At 62.9% G+C, this 18569-nt stretch carries 20 protein-coding genes and 1 tRNA gene; 17 read left to right on the top strand and 4 right to left on the bottom strand.

Annotation, left to right across the window (positions count from 1 at the left end; translation table 11 throughout):
• Positions 1-221 precede the first annotated feature (221 nt).
• The 9 genes from hisG to hisE all read left to right on the top strand — a co-directional run bounded on the left by hisG (position 222) and on the right by hisE (position 8240).
• A complete protein-coding gene (gene hisG, locus ABCN01_RS08035; protein WP_342996126.1) occupies positions 222-1937 on the top strand; it encodes an ATP phosphoribosyltransferase in 1716 nt (571 codons plus the stop codon).
• 105 nt (positions 1938-2042) lie between these two features.
• Complete coding sequence (gene hisD / locus ABCN01_RS08030; protein ID WP_342996125.1) at positions 2043-3476, top strand: histidinol dehydrogenase; 1434 nt, start codon at positions 2043-2045, stop codon at positions 3474-3476.
• 1 nt (position 3477) lies between these two features.
• On the top strand, positions 3478-4593 hold the full coding sequence (gene hisC, locus ABCN01_RS08025) for a histidinol-phosphate transaminase (protein ID WP_342996124.1): 1116 nt from the start codon (positions 3478-3480) through the stop codon (positions 4591-4593).
• Positions 4594-5181 carry an imidazoleglycerol-phosphate dehydratase HisB gene (hisB, locus tag ABCN01_RS08020; protein WP_118385322.1) on the top strand — a complete coding sequence of 196 codons (588 nt, stop codon included), beginning with the start codon at positions 4594-4596 and terminating at the stop codon, positions 5179-5181. It begins immediately after the preceding gene.
• Between the two features lie 137 nt (positions 5182-5318).
• A complete protein-coding gene (hisH, locus tag ABCN01_RS08015) occupies positions 5319-6020 on the top strand; it encodes an imidazole glycerol phosphate synthase subunit HisH (protein WP_342996123.1) in 702 nt (233 codons plus the stop codon).
• Positions 6017-6760: a 1-(5-phosphoribosyl)-5-[(5-phosphoribosylamino)methylideneamino]imidazole-4-carboxamide isomerase gene (locus tag ABCN01_RS08010; RefSeq protein ID WP_342996122.1), complete on the top strand. Its 744-nt coding sequence runs from the start codon at positions 6017-6019 to the stop codon at positions 6758-6760. Before hisH ends, ABCN01_RS08010 begins: the two co-directional genes overlap by 4 nt.
• Positions 6761-6763: 3 nt before the next feature.
• Positions 6764-7546 carry an imidazole glycerol phosphate synthase subunit HisF gene (gene hisF / locus ABCN01_RS08005; RefSeq protein ID WP_342996121.1) on the top strand — a complete coding sequence of 261 codons (783 nt, stop codon included), beginning with the start codon at positions 6764-6766 and terminating at the stop codon, positions 7544-7546.
• Entirely contained in the window at positions 7547-7876 is a 330-nt protein-coding gene (gene hisI / locus ABCN01_RS08000) for a phosphoribosyl-AMP cyclohydrolase (protein WP_342996120.1), read from the top strand.
• Between the two features lie 46 nt (positions 7877-7922).
• Positions 7923-8240, top strand: coding sequence for a phosphoribosyl-ATP diphosphatase (gene hisE, locus ABCN01_RS07995; protein ID WP_006235893.1), 318 nt, complete (start codon positions 7923-7925; stop codon positions 8238-8240).
• Positions 8241-8387: 147 nt separating this feature from the next.
• Here the strand turns inward: hisE and ABCN01_RS07990 are convergent, their stop codons facing one another.
• A complete protein-coding gene (locus ABCN01_RS07990; RefSeq protein ID WP_342996118.1) occupies positions 8388-9299 on the bottom strand; it encodes a PHP domain-containing protein in 912 nt (303 codons plus the stop codon).
• A gap of 301 nt (positions 9300-9600) precedes the next feature.
• Here ABCN01_RS07990 and larC2 point away from each other — a divergent pair, with 301 nt between their 5' ends.
• From larC2 to ABCN01_RS07960, 6 genes are all read left to right on the top strand, one after another.
• Positions 9601-10086, top strand: coding sequence for a nickel pincer cofactor biosynthesis protein LarC2 (larC2, locus tag ABCN01_RS07985; protein WP_342996117.1), 486 nt, complete (start codon positions 9601-9603; stop codon positions 10084-10086).
• Between the two features lie 60 nt (positions 10087-10146).
• On the top strand, positions 10147-10695 hold the full coding sequence (gene yfcE / locus ABCN01_RS07980; RefSeq protein WP_117785984.1) for a phosphodiesterase: 549 nt from the start codon (positions 10147-10149) through the stop codon (positions 10693-10695).
• A 2-nt stretch (positions 10696-10697) separates the two neighbouring features.
• Positions 10698-11558, top strand: coding sequence for a nucleoside triphosphate pyrophosphohydrolase (gene mazG, locus ABCN01_RS07975; protein WP_342996116.1), 861 nt, complete (start codon positions 10698-10700; stop codon positions 11556-11558).
• A 189-nt stretch (positions 11559-11747) separates the two neighbouring features.
• Positions 11748-13037, top strand: a complete 1290-nt coding sequence (eno, locus tag ABCN01_RS07970; RefSeq protein WP_195503585.1) for a phosphopyruvate hydratase — start codon at positions 11748-11750, stop codon at positions 13035-13037.
• 196 nt (positions 13038-13233) lie between these two features.
• A complete protein-coding gene (locus ABCN01_RS07965; RefSeq protein WP_342996114.1) occupies positions 13234-13995 on the top strand; it encodes a hypothetical protein in 762 nt (253 codons plus the stop codon).
• Between the two features lie 20 nt (positions 13996-14015).
• Positions 14016-15020: a Ppx/GppA phosphatase family protein gene (locus ABCN01_RS07960; protein ID WP_342996113.1), complete on the top strand. Its 1005-nt coding sequence runs from the start codon at positions 14016-14018 to the stop codon at positions 15018-15020.
• A gap of 141 nt (positions 15021-15161) precedes the next feature.
• Here the strand turns inward: ABCN01_RS07960 and ABCN01_RS07955 are convergent, their stop codons facing one another.
• The 3 genes from ABCN01_RS07955 to ABCN01_RS07945 all read right to left on the bottom strand — a co-directional run bounded on the left by ABCN01_RS07955 (position 15162) and on the right by ABCN01_RS07945 (position 17676).
• Positions 15162-16463, bottom strand: a complete 1302-nt coding sequence (locus tag ABCN01_RS07955) for an ATP-binding protein (RefSeq protein WP_343014247.1) — start codon at positions 16461-16463, stop codon at positions 15162-15164.
• Positions 16464-16936: 473 nt separating this feature from the next.
• A tRNA-Leu gene (locus tag ABCN01_RS07950) sits at positions 16937-17021 on the bottom strand.
• 31 nt (positions 17022-17052) lie between these two features.
• Positions 17053-17676 carry a hypothetical protein gene (locus tag ABCN01_RS07945; RefSeq protein ID WP_342996111.1) on the bottom strand — a complete coding sequence of 208 codons (624 nt, stop codon included), beginning with the start codon at positions 17674-17676 and terminating at the stop codon, positions 17053-17055.
• Positions 17677-17839: 163 nt separating this feature from the next.
• On the opposite strand from ABCN01_RS07945, the gene ABCN01_RS07940 reads away from it, so the two are divergent.
• Positions 17840-18127 carry a PTS sugar transporter subunit IIB gene (locus ABCN01_RS07940; RefSeq protein WP_148332642.1) on the top strand — a complete coding sequence of 96 codons (288 nt, stop codon included), beginning with the start codon at positions 17840-17842 and terminating at the stop codon, positions 18125-18127.
• Positions 18128-18138: 11 nt separating this feature from the next.
• The gene (locus ABCN01_RS07935) at positions 18139-18513 is read left to right on the top strand and encodes a VOC family protein (RefSeq protein ID WP_117802785.1); all 375 of its coding nucleotides are present in this window, start codon (positions 18139-18141) and stop codon (positions 18511-18513) included.
• The last annotated feature ends 56 nt before the right edge of the window (positions 18514-18569 follow it).

Raw genomic sequence — 18569 nt, 5'->3', positions numbered from 1 at the left:
GACCCTGCACAAGGGCGTCCGCATTTGCGCGGGCGCCCTTTTTGCGTTGTGACAAGAGACTGCTGCTAACCGCTCGCCCTATGTTTCCAAATGAATACGCTATGAGCGGTTGCGGCGGATTTTCCCCGCAAGCACTCTAGTATGCTAAAGTACCCAGAAGACCGGCGGAGCTATGCCGGTCTTCTGCTCTATATGAAACACAGCATAAGGAGGCTCACCAGATGACGGCCACACCGTGGGGATTCCGGGACATATTGCCCGAGGAGGCTCAAGCGCGCGAGGAGATTGCGCTGACGGTGAAGGGCTGCTTCAGGGAGCATCATTACCTTCCGGTCGAGACGCCGCTGCTCGAGGACAAGGGCTCGCTCGAGGAGGGCGGCCGCATTGCGGACACGCCGTTTAAGCTCTTTGATGACGACGGCCGCCTGCTGGTGGTCCGTCCCGACAACACGCTGCCTATCGTACGCTTGGTTTCGACCCGCATGCGCGCGGCCGACCTGCCCCTGCGCCTGCGCTACGAGGCGCCGGTGGTTCGCGAGTGCCAGCGCAATGCCGGTGGCTCGCGTCAGTTTACGCAGCTGGGCTTTGAGCTTATCGGTGCGGGCGATACCGCGGGCGATGTCGAGATCGTCTCGCTCGTGGCCGAGACCGTGCGTAAGCTGGCACTGCCCGATGCGCGCATTATCGCAGGTAGCGTGCGTCCGTTTAAGGAGCTGCTCGCGGCGTGCGAGGATCGCAAGCTGGCCGCCGAGGCCCTGCGCTGCGTGCACGCCAACGACTTTGTGGGCCTCGATGCCCGCGTGGCGGCAAGCGTCGAGTCCGATGCCGTCAAGGCCGCCATTAGCGAGCTGCCGCGTCTGCACGGCGGTGCCGAGGTGCTCGACCGCGTGGACGCGCTGCTGGAGGCCGCCGGTATCGTCGCGCCGCTGACGCGCGAGCTGCGTGCCCTGGTCGAGGGCCTGGCACCCGAGGACGCCCAGGTGCTGTCGTTCGACTTCTCCATCATGAACTCTTTCGATTACTACACGGGTCTGGTCTTTAAGGCCTATGCCGGCGGCCTGCCCGATCCGGTCGGTTCGGGCGGACGCTACGACTCCATCTTTACCGGCGCATTTGGCGACGGCATCGAGGTACCGGCGGCGGGCTTTGCCTTTTCGCTCGAGCGTCTGGAGGCCGCGCGCACCTCGGCCGAGGACGCCGCTTCCGACGGCGATCACGCCGTGGGTCGCGGCGCCGAGGGTCCGCTGCGCATCGCCGTGCCCAAGGGCTCGCTCAAGGCCGATACGCTCGACGTGCTCGAGGCCGCGGGCTTGGACGTCTCTGAGCTGCGTGACCCCGGCCGTCACCTGATTGTGCGCGGTCGCGACACGCGTGCCAGCGAGGGCACGGCCGGCGATATCGAGTTTGTCATCGTGCGTCCCAGCGATGCGCCTGCCTTTGTGGGTTGCGGCGGTGCCGATTGCGGCATCTGCGGCTGGGACTCGCTCATCGAGGCAGACCTCAACCTGCTGCAGCTGGTCGACCTGGGCTATGGCCTGTGCACCTTTATCGAGGCGGAGCCCGCACGGCGCGCCGGTCAGGCCGAGCGCAACTATGCTCGCCGCGGGTCGCTTCGCGTGGCCACCAAGTATCCGCACATCGCGAGCGCCTGGTATGCCGAGCGAGGCGTGAACGCCGACATCGTTTCGCTGCACGGCAACATCGAGCTGGGCCCCATCGTCGGCATGACCGATCGCATCGTGGACATTACCGCCACGGGTGCCACGCTACGCGACAACGACCTGGTCATTACCGGTCGCATCATGGACTGCACGGCCCGTTTCTTTGTCAATCCAGGTGCCGCGCGCCTGGATTCGCGCGTACGCAATCTGGCAGATCGTCTGGCCGCGGCCGTGAAGGACAAGCGTTTTGAGCCCGTTGCGGGCTCGGCACAATAGCGCGAGCACGCACGGGCGTCCCAACGTCTGGGCTGCGGGCCGATTGGCGCCGCCGCCCGGCCTCTCGTTTTTCGAACACAACCTCGACCGATAGGGGATACCGATATGAAGACCATCAAGCTTGCTCCCGGTGAGCGCCTCGTTACCAACCAGCTCAACCGCAAGGGCGTGCTGCCGCAAAACATCGTCGACGCCGCCCGCGATATCGTGGCCAACGTGCGTGCCAACGGCGATGCCGCGGTGCGCGATTACTGTCAGCGTTTTGACGGTGTCGAGCTGCAGAGCTTCCGTCTGCCGCAGGAGCAGATCGATGCCGCGCTCGAAGGCCTCGATCCCGCTTTTGTCGCGGCGCTCGAAAAGGCTGCACGCCAGATTCGCGAATTCCACCAGCGCGAGGTCGAGCAGAGCTGGTTTACCACGCGCCCGGACGGCACGATGCTCGGCGTTAAGGTGACCCCGCTCGCGGCGGCCGGCATCTACGTGCCGGGCGGTCGCGCGCAGTATCCCTCCACGGTGCTCATGAATGCCATTCCCGCCAAGGTTGCCGGCGTCAAGCGCGTGGTTATGGTGACGCCGCCGCAAAAAGACGGCCTGATCAGCCCTTACACGCTTGCCGCGGCAAAGCTCGGCGGCGTGGACGAAATCTATATGGTGGGCGGCGCTCAGGCCGTGGCCGCGCTGGCGTACGGTACCGAGACCATTCCGCGCGTCGACAAAATCACCGGTCCGGGCAACGCTTTTGTTGCCGCTGCCAAGCAGATCGTCTCCGGCGACGTGGGCATCGACATGGTCGCCGGCCCGTCCGAGGTCTGCGTGCTGGCCGATGCTACGGCCAAGCCCATGGTGGTTGCGGCCGACCTGATGGCCCAGGCCGAGCACGATCCGCTGGCAGCTTGCTATCTGGTGACCTGCGACGAGCGGTTTGCGCGTGAGGTCGAGGCGGGTATCGATATCCTGGTGGCGCAGTCGCCGCGTGCCGAGATTACCCGTGCTTCGCTGGACAACGAGGGCACCATCGTGGTGGCTGCCGATATGGCCGCCGCCGTCGAGGCCGTGAACACCGTGGCGCCTGAGCACCTTGAGCTGCACTGCAAGGATGCTATGGGCCTGCTCGGCGGCATTCGCAACGCCGGCGCCATCTTTGTGGGCGCTTGGAGCTCCGAGCCGCTCGGCGATTACGTTGCCGGCCCCAACCACACGCTGCCGACCGGCGGTACGGCCATGTTCTCCAACCCGCTTTCGGTGGAGGAGTTCGTCAAGCGCTCGAGCGTCATTTGCTATACGCCCGAGGGCCTGCTCTCGGACGCTCCTGCGACGCAGCGCCTGGCCGAGGCCGAGGGCCTGTGGGCACACGCGCTATCCGCCGCTCTGCGTCGCCGCGTGCTGGAGCAGGGCGAGGATGCCGTGAGTGCCGAGTCGCTGGCCGCGGCCGACCTGACCAAGGTCGCCTGGCCGGGCGACGCCGTGGCGACGGTTGCTGAGGGCGTGGACCTGGCGGCGGCGGGCGGTGCCGCTGGCGCGGTCGTCGAGGAGGCCTAAAATGGCTGAACTCACGCCCCGCATGAAGGAGCTCGTCCAGCCCTACCTGGCCGGTATTGAGCCCTACGATCCCAACTTTACGCCCACGCGCATCAACCTTTCGGCCAACGAGAACACCTATCCCGTGCCGGCCGGCGTGCGCGAAGCGGTCGACGCCGCCCTGGCTGCTACGCCGCTCAACCGCTATCCCGATCCCATGTCGAACGACCTGCGCGACGAGCTTGCTGCCTGGCATGGTGTGACGCGCGAGAACATCTGCGTGGGAAACGGCGGCGACGAGCTGCTCTATAACTATCTGCTGGCGTTTGGCGGCGCGGGGCGGACCCTGCTCAACTGCCCGCCGTGCTTTAGCGAGTACGCGTTCTTTGCGTCGCTCTGCCAGACCGAGGTGCGCGACGTGTGGCGCGACCCGGCGACCTTTGAGCTCGACCAAGCTGCTGTGCTCGCGGCCGCGCCCGAGTGCAACCTGGCAATCGTGACCTCGCCCAACAATCCCACGGGCGACGTGGCACCGCTCGACTTTGTCGCGGCGCTGTGCGATGCGTGTCCCGGCATGGTCATGGTCGACGAGGCTTACGTTGAGTTTGCCGACGATTCGTTTGGCGCGGCCACCACGGCGCAGGGACTTATCGCCGAGCATTCCAACCTGGTGATTCTGCATACGCTGTCCAAGGCGTTTGGCGCCGCCGGAACGCGTCTGGGCTATGTGATCGCGGCGCCCGAGGTCATCGAGGTGTTCGCGGCGATTCGCCAGATCTATTCGGTCAACGTGCTGAGCCAGGCGGCAGCACTTGCTTGCGTGCGCGCCCGTGATGCCTACGCGCCCGTGGTGGCGCGGGTCGCATCCGAGCGCGAGCGCGAGCTGGCCGCTCTGCGCGCGATGGCTGCCGAGGGTCTGCCCGTGGAGGCATGGCCGAGTGCGGCGAACTTTGTGCTCGTGCGCACACCGCATGCCACGCGCGTGCGCGAGCGTCTGCGCGATGAGTATTCGATTTTGGTGCGCGATTTTAGCTATGCGCCGGGGCTCGCGGACTGCCTGCGCATTACCGTGGGTACCCCGCAGGAAAACGATGAGGTGCTGGCGGCGTTTGCCGCGCTGGTGAAGGAGGAGATGTAGATGGGCCGTTATGCCGAGGTAACCCGTAAGACGGGCGAGACCGATATTGTCGTCAAGCTCGACCTGGACGGAACCGGTGCGTGCGATATCTCGACCGGCGTGCCGTTTTTCGATCACATGCTCAACGCTTTTGGCCGCCATGGTTTGTTTGATCTGACGGTGCATGCGGTGGGCGACGTTGAGGTCGACGCGCACCACACCGTCGAGGATACGGGTATTGTGCTGGGCGAGGCGTTCTGCCAGGCGCTGGGCGACAAGGCGGGCATTACGCGCTTTGCCGACGCGGCGATCGCCATGGACGAGACGCTTGTGATGGCTGCTGTTGATATTTCGGGCCGCGGGCAGGCCTACTGCGAGCTGCCCGTGCCCACCGAGCGCGTGGGCAGCTTCGATACCGAGCTGGCCGTCGAGTTCTTCTACGCCTTTGCGCGCGACGCCAAGCTCACGCTGCACGTGCGCGAACTGGCGGGCGGCAACTCGCATCACATTATCGAGGCCGCCTTTAAGGCCGTGGGCCGCACGATGCGCCACGCCTGCGAGCTCGATCCCCGCGTGCAGGGCATCCCCAGCACCAAGGGCTCGCTGTAACCTACCAATTAGGGACAGGTTTATTTTGGCAGGTTTTATCTGCGGAAATGCTGTCTCATGTGGTGGGTGAACGTTTAACCGACCAAAATAAACCTGTCCCTTTTTGGCAGGTTTTGAATGGGAAAAGGGAGGGTCGCGTGGGCGAACCGAAGATCGTGGTGGTCGACTACCACAAGGGCAACTTGTCGAGCGTCGTGCGCGGGCTTGCGCGCGCCGGTGCCGCCGTCTGCACATCGGACGATCCGGAGCAGATCCGCAACGCCGACGGCCTGGTCATCCCGGGCGTGGGCGCGTTCTACGACGCGATCGCTTTTATGCGCCAGAGCGGCGAGGCGGACGCGGTGCTCGGCGCCGTTGCCGCTGGAACTCCGTTGTTTGGCATCTGCCTGGGCCTTCAGCTGTTTTTTGAGCGCGGCAACGAGGGCGTGCCCGCGGACGAGAGCGTGGTCGCCGACGGCAACGCCCCCGAGCAGGCCGGCGGCCCCTGGGTCGATGGCCTGGGTATCATGCGCGGTTCGTGTACGCGCTTGGAGTCGAGCCGTCTGAAGGTGCCGCACGTGGGCTGGGACCAGGTGCACATGACGCCCGCCGGTGCGGCCGATCCGCTGCTTACTGGTTTTGCCGAGGGTGCCAACATGTACTTCACCCACAGCTATGCGGTGGCCGACGACGCCGATGCCGCCGACGTTCTGGCGCGCACGCACTACACGCGGAGCTTCCCGTGCATCGTGCGCTATGGCAACGTGTGGGGCTGCCAGTTCCATCCCGAGAAATCCTCCGCGCTGGGTCAGCGCATCCTTAGGAACTTCGTGAGCATCGTCGAGGAGGCCGGCCGATGATTCTGTTTCCCGCAATCGATTTGATCGGCGGCAAGGTCGTGCGCCTGGAGCGCGGCGACCGGAGCCGCTGCAAGGTATATTCCGACGACCCCGCGGCCGTTGCCCGCTCCTTTGCCGAGCAGGGCGCGAGCTGGGTGCACGTCGTCGACCTGTCCGCTGCCTTTGGCGAGGACGAGGACGCGTGCGCTGCCAACTCGGCGGCGATCAGGGCCATCTGCGACGTCGACGGCCTGTCCGTGGACGTGGGCGGCGGCGTTCGCTCGCTTGCACGCATCGACGAGCTGGCCGGCTACGGCGCGCGTCGCATCGCACTAGGCACGGTGCTCGTGACCGAGCCGGGTTTTGCCGAGGTGGCGGCTCGCGGCTTTGGCGAGCTGTTGGTGGCTGACATCGCCGCACGCGACGGCCAGGTCAAGGTGAACGGCTGGCGTGACGGCGCGGGCGTGGCGCTCGACGATGCGGTGGCGCAGCTTTCCGAGCTGGGCTTTAAGCATCTGGTGTATACCGACATCGCGCGCGATGGCATGCAGACGGGCATCGATGTGGCGGCGTATCGCCATGTGGCCGAGATCGCGGGCTTTCCCGTCGTGGCTTCGGGTGGCATCTCGACGCTCGGCGACATCCGCGCGCTAGCTGCGGTGGGTGAGGGCGCGATTGAAGGCGCCATTACCGGTCGCGCGCTCTATGAAGGCAACTTTACGCTGGCACAGGCGCTGGCCGCCGCCCGAGGGGAGGAGTAGCCCATGCTTACCAAACGCGTGATTCCCTGCTTGGACGTCAAGGACGGCCGCGTGGTCAAGGGCGTCAACTTTGTGAGCCTGCGCGATGCGGGCGACCCGGTGGAGCTAGCCCGCGCCTACGACCGCGAGGGCGCGGACGAGGTCGTTTTCCTGGATATTACCGCGACGAGCGACAACCGCGCGACGACCATCGAGATGGCGGCGCACGCAGCCGAGGAGCTGGCCATTCCCTACACCGTGGGCGGCGGCTTCCGCGAATTAGCGGGCATGCGAACGATGGTGGCCGCCGGTGCCGATAAGGTGTCGCTCAACTCCGCCGCTGTGCGCGACCCGTCGCTGATCAGCCAAGCTGCCTCAGCGTTTGGCAGCCAGGCCGTGGTCGTGGCGATTGATGCCAAACGCGTGGGGTTGCCCGGGGAGCCGGGCGCCGATAAGTGGGAGGTCTTTACCGCGGGCGGCCGCAACGCCACGGGTATCGATGCGGTGACGTGGGCCGAGGAGGCGGCTCGTCGCGGCGCCGGCGAGATCTTGCTCACCAGCATGGATCGCGACGGCACCAAGGCCGGCTTTGACCTGGCGCTCACCCGTGCCGTGGCGCGCGCGGTACCGATTCCCGTCATCGCGAGCGGCGGTGTGGGCACGCTCGAGCATTTTGCCGAGGGCGTGATCGATGGCGAAGCCGACGCCGTGCTGGCAGCAAGCGTCTTTCACTTTGGAACCTTCAGCATTCGCGAAGTCAAAGAGTATATGGCATCGCAGGGAATTCCCGTGAGATTGGATTTTTAAATGGAGCAAGTGACAACTGCGTCCGAGCTCAAATACGACGCCCACGGGCTGATTCCTTGTGTGGTCCAGCAGTATGACACCGGCGAGGTGCTTATGGTTGCCTGGATGAACGAGGAGTCGGTGGGGCTGACGCTCAAGACCGGGACCACGTGGTTTTGGAGCCGTAGTCGCCAGGAGCTCTGGAACAAGGGTGCGACGAGCGGCAACATGCAGGAGGTCAAGGAACTCTGGGCCGACTGCGATAGCGATACGCTGTTGGTCAAGGTCGACTCCCCGGGTCCGGCCTGCCATACCGGCAACCGTACCTGCTTCTTTAAGAAACTCGCGTAGGGCGGGCGCTCGATTAGACGCTCGGCCAACCAGAAAGGATTGAACTATGGGTGTGCGCACCGCAAATGTTCAGGATGGAAATATCGGCGAGACGCTGACGGGTCTGGCCGAGGTGATTCACGGTCGTCGCGATGCGTCGCCCCAGGAGAGCTACACCGCTCGTCTGTTGACCGACGTCGAGGATGAGCTGCTCAAGAAGCTTGCCGAGGAGGCGAGCGAGGTCATCATGGCCTGCAAGGATAACGACCACGATCACATCCGCTACGAGGCCGGCGACCTGGTCTACCACCTGCTCGTAACGCTCGAACGCTACGGTATCACCCTCGACGAGCTGGCCGGCGAACTCAACGCTCGCCGCCACTAGTCATTGGGGACGTTCTTAAACGACTAGTCGTTTGGGACAGTCTTTGTTGGTGTAACGGAGTCATGGAAGTTGCGGTGAAATAGGGACTGTTTAAGCGCTTCATCAGGCAAAACAATCCCTATTCCACCGCAACTTATGAAGGGATGGTTAGGCGAGGGGCGTGGACTCCCATTCTCCGGTGAGGTGGGGGATGCCGAAGGTTCGGTAGCCGCAGTCGTAGGCGTGTGCCTGGGCCTCACGGATGTTCCAGCAGATGTCGCAGGCGCGGTGTGCGTCCGAGCCAAAAGTTATCGGCACCTCGGCGTGGGCAAAGCAATGCAGCAATCCGGTCGTGGGATAGTAGTCGTCGAGGCCCTTGCGCGGTGCGGCGGTCGAGACCTCAATGCGGCGGCCCGTATCGTGGGCGCATTCGGCCATCTGCTGCCAAAACGGTGCGGGGTCAAAGTCGGGCGTAAAGCCTTCCTTCGAAAAGCGCATGACCAGGTCAGGGTGAGCCATCACATCAAAGCTGAGCGAGCTTTCGCAGGCGCGGCACCAGTCGTCGACATAGCGCTCCCACACGCCGCGCACGCCCAGGTTTTCCCAAACATGCATGTTGGTATCGTCGTCGATCCAGCCGCAAAGGGAATCGGGTGTATCGGGGCGCGCGACGTTTTCCGTTCCCGCCGTACCCGCGGCACCGGCCATGATATCTCCCGGGTCGCCAATCCAGTGCACGCTGCCCAGGCGCACGACGGCGCCTCGGGACCAGCGCCCAACCAAAGACTCGCAGCCCTCGTACCAATCGCATTCAAAGCCATAGATAAAGCTGAGCTCCGGCGCAATCTGCGCGGCGAGCTTGCGGGCGTCCTCAAAGGCCAGACGATGTGCCGGCAAGTCGCCCTCGACAACCTGCACCTCGCAGTTGGCATCCATGCTGGCGGGCAAGGTGAGGTGGTCGGTCGAGACCATGACCCGGCAGCCGGCGGCCGCGGCAGCGCGAACGTTGTCCTCAAACGAGGCATGTCCGTCCGAAAACGAGGTGTGGGTATGGCAATCGACCAGCGGGCAGGCAGACATGGCGACTCCTTTGCATTTGACGAATCCGCTCCATTGTAATGGTGCAGCTTTCAACACGCCGGGCACGCCGGAGCTCGAAATCGATTGGAAAGGCTGCGCGACGCGCGGTGCGGCCTCGCTTGCGCTCTCAAAACATGTACATCAGCCTCCAAAAGCTGCAGAAAATGACATGTTTGGAGGCTGATGTACATGTTTGGATAGGGGCGAGGGCGGCGACGGACGAAAGTCACACCTGTGCCACGTCCGTTGTGCTAGCGTTTGGGTGAACAAAACGAGCCCGCGCGGAAAGGATCCGGACCGTATGCCATGCGATAGCACATCCCCGCTGTCCCGCGAGACCGATGCACCCGAAACCATCGTCAAGCTGGAATGCGACATCGACGACGCGTCGCCCGAGGTGCTCGCCTACGCCGCTGACCGCCTGCGCAAGGCCGGCGCCCGCGAGGTGCATTGGTTGCCGCTTTACTGCAAAAAGGGCCGCCCCGGATGGCAGTTGCAGGTGATCTGCTCGCACGAGGATATCGAGCGCCTACAAACGATTATCTTTTTGGAGACCACGACCAACGCCGTTCGTCGCCAGGTGATGGAACGCGTCTGCCTGCCGCGCCGATTCGAGCAGGTGACAACGCCTTGGGGCGAGGTATCCGTTAAGGTGGCGACTCTGCCCGACGGCAGCGAGCGCGCAGCGCCCGAGTACGAGGACTGCGCCCGTCTCGCTCGCGAGCATAACGTGCCGCTCCAGCGCGTGATGCAGGCGGCGCAAGCCGCGGCACTGCGATTTGAGTAACGCGGCTGGTGGCGACATCCTGCGCCCAGCCATATCAACCCCATTCGAAAGGATCTCCCCATGAAATACCTCATCGCCTCCGACATCCATGGCTCGGCATATTGGACTGAGCGCCTGGTCGCCGCCATCGAATCCGAGCAGCCCGACCGCATCGTTCTGCTGGGTGACCTGCTCTACCACGGTCCGCGCAACGACCTGCCGCGCGATTACGCCCCCAAGCGCGTGATCCCGCTGCTCAACGCCCTGGCCGACCGCATCATCGCGGTGCGCGGCAACTGCGATGCCGAGGTCGATCAGATGGTGCTCGACTTCCCCGTCATGGCCGACTACGCCACGCTGTTCGACGAGACCGGCCGCGAGCTGTTCTTGACGCACGGCCATGTCTTTGGCGCCGGCATGCACAACAGCGTCGACCACGCGCCCGCGCTGCCCGAGGGCTCCGCGCTCGTCTACGGCCATACGCACATCAAGGTCAACGAGGAAAGCGCCGCGCACCCGGGCCTGTGGCTCTTCAACCCCGGTAGCGTGAGCATTCCCAAGGACGGTACGCACAGCTACGGCATCTACGAGGGCGGCGCGTTCCGCCACGTGATCCTGGAGGAGGAATAACCATGGCGCAGCACATGGCTCAGCAAAATGCCGAGGGCTCGCGCGATTTGTCCACGCTGGTCGACGCGTCGGCCGAGCTACAACATCTGGTGCAGACCGTCTGGCGCTTGCGTCAGCCCGACGGCTGCCCGTGGGACCGTGAGCAGACGCACCGCAGCATCGGCAAGAATATGATCGAGGAGGCCTACGAGGCACTCGACTGCATCGAGGCGGACGACGCAGTTCACCTACGCGAGGAGCTGGGCGACGTGCTCATGCAGGTCGTGCTGCATGCGCAGATCGCGGCGGATGCCGGCGAGTTTACGCTGGCCGACGTGGCGCGCGATATCGACGCCAAACTCATTCGCCGTCATCCGCACGTGTTTGGCGATGTGGATGCCGACAGCTCCGACGAGGTACTCAAGATTTGGGACGAGGTTAAGCTTGCCGAGAGGGCTGCCAAGGACAAGGCCGTGGCGGCAGGCGAGGCTGCGCCCGAGGGCCTGCTCGACGGCGTGCCCACACATCTGCCGGCGCTGATGCAGGCCCAGAAGGTGTCGCGCAAGGCAGCGGCGGTGGGCTTTGAGTGGGAGACGGTCCAGGACGTGTGGGACGAGGTTGCCGAGGAGCGTGCCGAGTTTGAGGCCGAGGCCCCTGGCTCGCCCGAGCGCGAAATGGAGTTTGGCGATCTGCTCTTTGCCCTGGTCAACGTCGCGCGTAAGGAGGGTATCGACGCCGAGAGCGCCCTGCGCGCGAGCACGGCCAAGTTTCGCCGTCGCTGGGCTGCGATGGAACAGATGGCGGCCGATGCCCACGTTGATCTTGCCGAGCTTTCGACCCATGGGCTCAACGACCTGTGGGACGCAGCAAAGGCAGAGGAGTAAGACTGCGGGAACGACGGGCTGACGCGCCTCATCGTTCCCGCTAAATTTTTCGAAAATCAAGTGTATCCCTCGGCTAACTTAGGGCATAATGCAAAAAGTGCGACATGGCTAACTTACGGAGGCGCACCGACGGTGCACGGTCAGCCGGTCGCTTGCATCCACTACGTTTCCAAGTGAGAGGGAGACAACATGAGCGATATTTTGGACGTCTACGGTCGTGAGGTTCTCGACAGCCGCGGCAATCCCACCGTCGAGGTCGAGGTCGTGCTCGAGGACGGCAGCTTCGGCCGCGCGATGGTGCCTTCGGGCGCTTCGACTGGCGCCTTTGAGGCGTGCGAGCTGCGCGACGGCGACAAGGGCCGCTACCTGGGCAAGGGCGTCTTGCAGGCCGTCGAGCACGTCAACAACGAGTGTGCCAACGCCGTCGTGGGCCTCGACGCCTTCGACCAGCGCGCTGTCGATGCCGCGTTGATCGCTGCGGACGGTACGCCCAACAAGACCAAGCTCGGCGCCAACGCGATTCTGGGCGTGTCGCTGGCCGTTGCCCGCGCTGCGGCAGAGTCGGCGGGCCTGTCGCTGTACCAGTACCTGGGCGGCGTCAACGCTCACCTGCTGCCCACGCCCATGATGAACATCCTCAACGGCGGCGTGCATGCCGACAACAACGTTGACTTCCAGGAGTTCATGATCATGCCGGTGGGCGCCCCGAGTTTTGCCGAGGGCCTGCGTTGGTGCGCCGAGGTCTATCACACCCTCAAGGGTGTGCTGCACGAGGCCGGCCTGGGCGGCGGCGTGGGCGACGAGGGCGGCTTTGCCCCCAACCTTAAGACCAATGCCGAGCCGTTCGAGTACATCACCAAGGCCGTCGAGAAGGCTGGCTTTAAGCCCGGCGTCGACTTCATGTACGCCATGGACCCGGCCTCGACCGAGTTCTACAACGCCGAGACCGGCATGTACGAGCTCAAGGGCGAGGGCGTTGAGTATACGAGCGCTCAGATGGTCGATTACTGGGAGAAGCTCGTCGACACCTATCCCATCATCTCCATCGAGGACGGTATGGCCGAGGAGGACTGGGACGGCTGGGTCGAGCTCACCCGTCGCATTGGCAACAAGGTGCAGCTGGTGGGCGACGACCTGTTCGTCACCAACACCGAGCGCCTCAAGAAGGGCATCGAGTTGGGTGCCGCCAACGCGATCCTGGTCAAGGTCAACCAGATCGGCACGCTCACCGAGTCGCTCGAGGCCATCGAGACCGCCAAGGAGGCCGGTTACGCCTGCATCGTGAGCCACCGCTCCGGCGAGACCGAGGACTCCACGATCGCCGACCTGGTCGTGGGCGTCAACGCCGGCCAGATCAAGTCGGGCGCCCCGTGCCGTAGCGACCGTATCGCCAAGTACAACCAGCTCATCCGCATCGAGGACGAGCTCGAGGGCAGCGCGCGCTACGCCGGCAAGGCCGCGTTCTACAACATTCGCTAGGCACGCGGAGGTCGCGGGGGCGGGGAAGACTCGGATTTGCCTTGCTCCAGCCGGGCGCTGTTGAGCACCATTGGGCGCTGGGCCATATGACTCAGCGCCTTTTTTATGTCGAGCAAAGGCTGGCGAAGGCGGTGCGGGCGCTCGTGCTATAACTAGAATACTTAGCGCAAACAAACCTCAACCGCACAAGGCGCACATGGATCAGATTTACGACAACAGGTACTATTCCGCCGGTTCGCGTGAGCCGTCGCCTCGCCGTGCGCGCACGGTGCAGCTCGGTGGGTCCGCCTACGCCGGCGCCGACCGCTCCATGCAGCGCCCGACAAGTACCTCGCGCCCCAATGCTCAAGTGAATACTTCGACAGATGGACCAGTGCGCCCGGCACGTTCGTCGCATGCTCAGCGCTCGTCGGCTCAAATGCACGATAGGTCGAGCAGGCCTTCGAACCGTTTTTCGGGCTCGGACTTTATGCACTACGCCAACGACAACGCGGTGGTCAAGGCGATCTACGACTTTACCCACGGTCCTCAGCGAGGGCTATTCATCGGCATTGTCGTTGCCCTGGTGCTCGTGAGCCTGTATTTCCCCGTGCGCGATCTGTACGTGGCAAAGCGTTCGAGCGATATCTTGGCCAAGCAGGTCGAGATTCGTCAGCAATACAATGATGAGCTGCAAAAAAGCGTCGACAAACTGCTCTCGGAGGAGGGCATTAAGGATGCGGCGTCCGAGGATCTGGGCCTGGTGATGCCCGGCGAGAAGAGGATTGAAGTGCAGGGCCTGGACGACGATTCGGATTCGTCTTCGAGCAAGAAGTCGTCGAACGCCAAGAAGGCCAGCGAAGTTGCCAAGGAAATCGAAGAAGTCGGTAAGGACGCCCCGTGGTACATCCAGGCGCTCGACATGCTGTTTGGGTTTAACGGTGTCGAGGGCCAGACGGTCGTGTCCAACGGCAAATAGCGCCCGGAGGGGAGCCCGCAATGGCAGATTGCAAACGATATAAGGTGGCGGCGATCGATCTGGGAACGGTGTCGTCGCGACTGGTGCTGGCGCAGGTCGAGGGCGGGGCGATCGTGGAATCGTCCAAGCATACCGAGATTACCGACCTGGGCGAGGGTGTGGACGCGACGGGTCGCTTTTGCGAGGCGGCGGTCGAGCGCGTGCTCGCTGCATGCCGCATGTTTGTGGACGAGGCGCGTGCCTTTGGGGCCGCGTGCATTTGCACCACATGCACGAGCGCCGCGCGCGATGCATCCAATGCCGCACTGCTGCTGGACGGTCTGCGTGAGCTGGGGCTCGAACCGCAGGTGATTCCGGGCGAGGTCGAGGCGCGCCTGACGTTTTTTGGCGTGGCGCACGACTTTGCCGGCGAGCGCATCATTGTTGCCGATTCGGGCGGCGGATCCACGGAGCTCGCGACGGGTGTGTACGCACCGGAGCGCGGGGTCTTTGCGCTGGAGGGAACGCGTTCGCTGGACATTGGCTGCCGTCGTGTGACGGAGCGCTTCTTCTCCGCGTTGCCGCCTGCGGACGGCGAGCTTGCCGCCGCTGGCGCATGGGCGGGCGAGCAGTTCTCCGCCTATTTTGGGGGCCTGCCCAGCGACTTTGAGCGCGCCGAGCGCCTCGTTGCGGTGGGCGGTACCGTCACCACGCTCGTGGCGCTGGTCCACGAACTGGAGCCGTACGACTCGAGCTTTGTGCACCTGCGCGAGCTTTCGATGGAGCAGATCTCGGCCGCTATCGATCGTATGTCCACGCTGGACGTTGCAGGCATTGCCGCGTTGCCGGGCGTGCAGCCCAAGCGCGCGAGCGTGATCTTGGCTGGTGCCGTGGTGATTCGCGAACTCATGCGCGCCGGTGGCTACGATGCGCTCACCGTAAGCGAGAACAGCCTCCTCGCCGGCATGGCCGCCACCATCAACGAGGTTCTCGACGGCGCGACTCCCACCATCGCCTGGACCCCCAACCTTAGCACCCTCCAATAAGTTGCGGTGAAATACGGACTAAAATCGCCCTTTCGGGCACCAAACAGTCCCTATTCCACCGCAACTCAACAGCCGGCACCTGGGGACGTTCCTTTTCTGCCGGCACCTGGGGACAGTCCTTGCGGGGCGTCCCCACAGCGCCTATGCCAGCTTGTCGATCTGCCCAATCTCCCAAAGCGGAATATTGATGAGCATGCCCTCGTCTCTATATGCCGCCAGGGAGCTCCTCACGCAACGCTCGAGTTTGAATTTTTCGCAGGCTATTTTCAGACTCTTCGCTTTAAGGTTCTCTGCCGCCTTGACCTCAAGCGGAAGCACGGTTCCCGCATGGTCGATGGCAAAGTCGGTTTCGGCATTGCCGGAGGTAGAGGACCAATACGCGGGAGTTTTGTCCTGGAGCAAAAGCTCCTGCGCGACGTATTGTTCGGTCAGCGAACCTTTGAACTCGGTAAAAACAGCGGATCCGTTAAGAACGATGGCCGGAGAGAGACCGGAGAGCGCTCCGAGGATGCCGGTGTCGATGCAGAACAGTTTGAAGCCCGAGAGGTCTTCGTAGCTCGAGAGCGGCGCCTTTAGAGCGGAAACACGTGGCACCTTATGAACGATTCCGTAGTCCGTGAGCCACTGGAGGCTTTCCTCGAAATCGCGTGCGCGCGCTCCGGGACGAAGGGCGCCATAGACAAACTTCTTGTTCTCCTTTGCAAGCTGGCCGGGAAGGGATTTCCAAACCAACCTCATGCGCTCGACGATGCGGGCGGGTGCATGTTTGCCAAAATCGGATTCGTAAGCCTCGATGATTTGCTGTTGAAGCCTTCGGGCTTCGATGAAGTCGCGTGTCTCGGCGAAAGTGGAGACAACTTCGGGCATACCGCCGACAACAAGGTATTCCTTGAGCAAGTGCTCGAGCTTTTCGGTAACGTTTGCCAGAAGGTTCATGTCTGCGGCAAGGATGGCGTCGGCGAGCGGGTTGCCGTCGACGGCACGAACGAACTCAGCAAACCCCATGGGACGCATGGTGAGCTGGTCGATCTTGCCGACGGGAAATGACTCGTTTTCGCGTCGGAGCGCGAGGCCCATATAGGAACCGGCTGCTACGATGTGGTATTCGGGTGCAAGCTCGTTGAAGTACTTGAGCGAGGTGATCCCGCGTGGCGCCTCTTGGATCTCGTCGAAGATGATGAGCGTGTCTTCCGGCGTTACGGTTTGGCCACGTAGGAGTTCTATCTGGGAGATGATGCGCTTGGGGTCGAGGTTCCCATCGAACAGCGAGCGTGTGCTCGGCTCGAGCATAAAGTCAAAACGAATGACGTTTCGATACTGCTGGCTTGCGAATTCGTTAAGAAGCCAAGTCTTTCCTGTCTGGCGGGCTCCCTTAAGCAAGAGAGGTTTGCGATTCGCCCTTGATTTCCAAGCGATAAGTTCAATCATAAGCTGTCGCTGCATATTGCCTCCCAACCCTCTCGGCTAGTATAAGGCCATTTGGGAGTTTCCATCGGAAAATGTGGGAGACAACCACGTTTTTCCATCGGAAAATGTGGGAGACAACCACGTTTTTCCATCGGAAAATGTGGGAACACCAACCTAAGTCGCGGTGGAATAGTTCCTAAATGGGCTGGTAAACTGCCAAAACAGGAACTATTCCACCGCAACTTAGAGCCCCGCCGGCGTGTAAAAGAAGCGAGCCCGAATCCCAAAGGGAGACGAGCTCGTAAACACTACATGGTAGGGGCGGTGGGACGTCTGCGTATTTGCTGCGCAAATACGCACCGGCTTCGGCCGCCTGTCGGCGCCCTCGCCGGCTCGCTACGGACGCTGCGCGTCCGCTTAACGCTCGCCCCCTCGCGGGTTCGAGCCCCACCGGCGTCCAAAAGAAGCGAGCCCGAATCCCAAAGGGAGACGAGCTCGTAAGCAATACATGGTAGGGGCGGTGGGACTCGAACCCACAATCCTTGCGGCGAGAGATTTTAAGTCTCCTGCGTATGCCAATTCCGCCACGCCCCCGTGAGACTAGAAGTCTAGCACAAGCCGTCCGTTACGCGTTGACGGCCATCGAGTGTTGCCCCGACTTCTCCAGGAACTCCTGGAACTTGGCTTCGTCGCCCTTGTTCTTGTACTGCAGAGCCAACAGATACTCCAAGCGGCAGCTCTTGATCTTGTCGTCACCGGCCTCCTTGAGCATGCGCTCCAGCTCGGGAATGTCGTTGTGGCGCTTGAGGATCATCGTGTCGTACATCAGTTGGCATTCGTGTGCGACTGCCTCGGCCTGGCCGCCCTCAAAGCCTTTGATCTCGTGCAGCAGCTCCTTGGACTTTTTGCGGTCCTCCTGGCCAACGTAGTAGTTAAAGGCCTTAATCACCAGGTCGACGCGCTGCATCTTGGGCAGATTGAGTCCCAGCAGCAAATCGAACATCTCGTCGGCGCGCTTGTGGTCCTCGCGCAGCAGATAGGAGTTCAGGCGCAGGTAGTCGCGGTTATAGCGCGGGTACAGCATGCTGGTGAGTTTGCCATCGAGCAAACGATCGAACTCGTCCCACTGCTTGGCAGCCATAAGCTGTTGCAGGCGCTTAAACGTGGTGCGTTTTTTTACGCTAAAGAACACCGATATGGCGATACAAATAATGACGACGGCGGTCCAGAGGGTGCGGGAATCGGGCATTTTAGAGTCCTTAGTCGCTCGTAAAGCGAGCGGTATGACAACACGTGCTAGATGTATTATACGCGGCGTGCAAGCAAACTGGCATAAAAGCGCATCGAGGCCGAGCGCCATCGCTCGCTGCGGTACACTTACCTAAAGTAAACCATGAAGGGAGACATTACCTATGAAGAAGATTGTTTTGGCTTGCGGTGCTGGCGCTGCTACTTCCACGCTCGTTGCCCAGAAGGTCGCCACCATGCTCGACGCCAACGGTTACGCCGACAAGTACGAGATCGTGCAGTGCGCCATCTCCGAGGCCAAGGACGTTTGCGACGAGGGCGCCGATCTGCTGATCGCCACCACCGTTGCCCCCGAGGGCCTTACCTGCCCGTACGTGAGCGGCGTGCCCTTCATGACCGGCATGAACCGCGTCGCTGCCGAGAAGGCCGTTCTTGACGTCATGGCTCAGTAGGCGCTGACTGCATGAGTGAACAGAACGCCAATCCGGTCGAGCTCTTTGGCATGCGCGTTGCCCATGTGGGCATTAACGCCACCGACCCGGCAGACGCCCTGGAGATCGCGGAGCTGTTCTCGACGATGATGGGTCTGCCCGTTATCGAGACCCCGGTTTCGTACTTTAACGATTCGCTGGTCGAGGTCATGAAGCAGAATGGTCGTGGCACCAAGGGCCACATCGGCTTTGCCGTCAACGACATTGATGCGGCCGAGAAGTGGTTTGCCGAGCGCGGGCTCGAGGTCAACGAAGAGTCGCGCGCGCTGCTGCCCGACGGTAGCACCAAGCTCGTGTACTTTAAGCGCGAGTTCGCCGGTTTCGCCGTGCATCTGTGCCGCGAGTAGCGCACAAGCTGCCATAGCTAGCAAAAAGGGATAGGGCCGTGTGGCCCTATCCCTTT

Source organism: Collinsella aerofaciens (assembly GCF_039062365.1).
Taxonomy (GTDB): Bacteria; Actinomycetota; Coriobacteriia; order Coriobacteriales; family Coriobacteriaceae; genus Collinsella.
The sequence above is the reverse complement of the archived record's forward strand: the minus strand, read 5'-3'. Positions and strand labels throughout refer to the sequence as shown.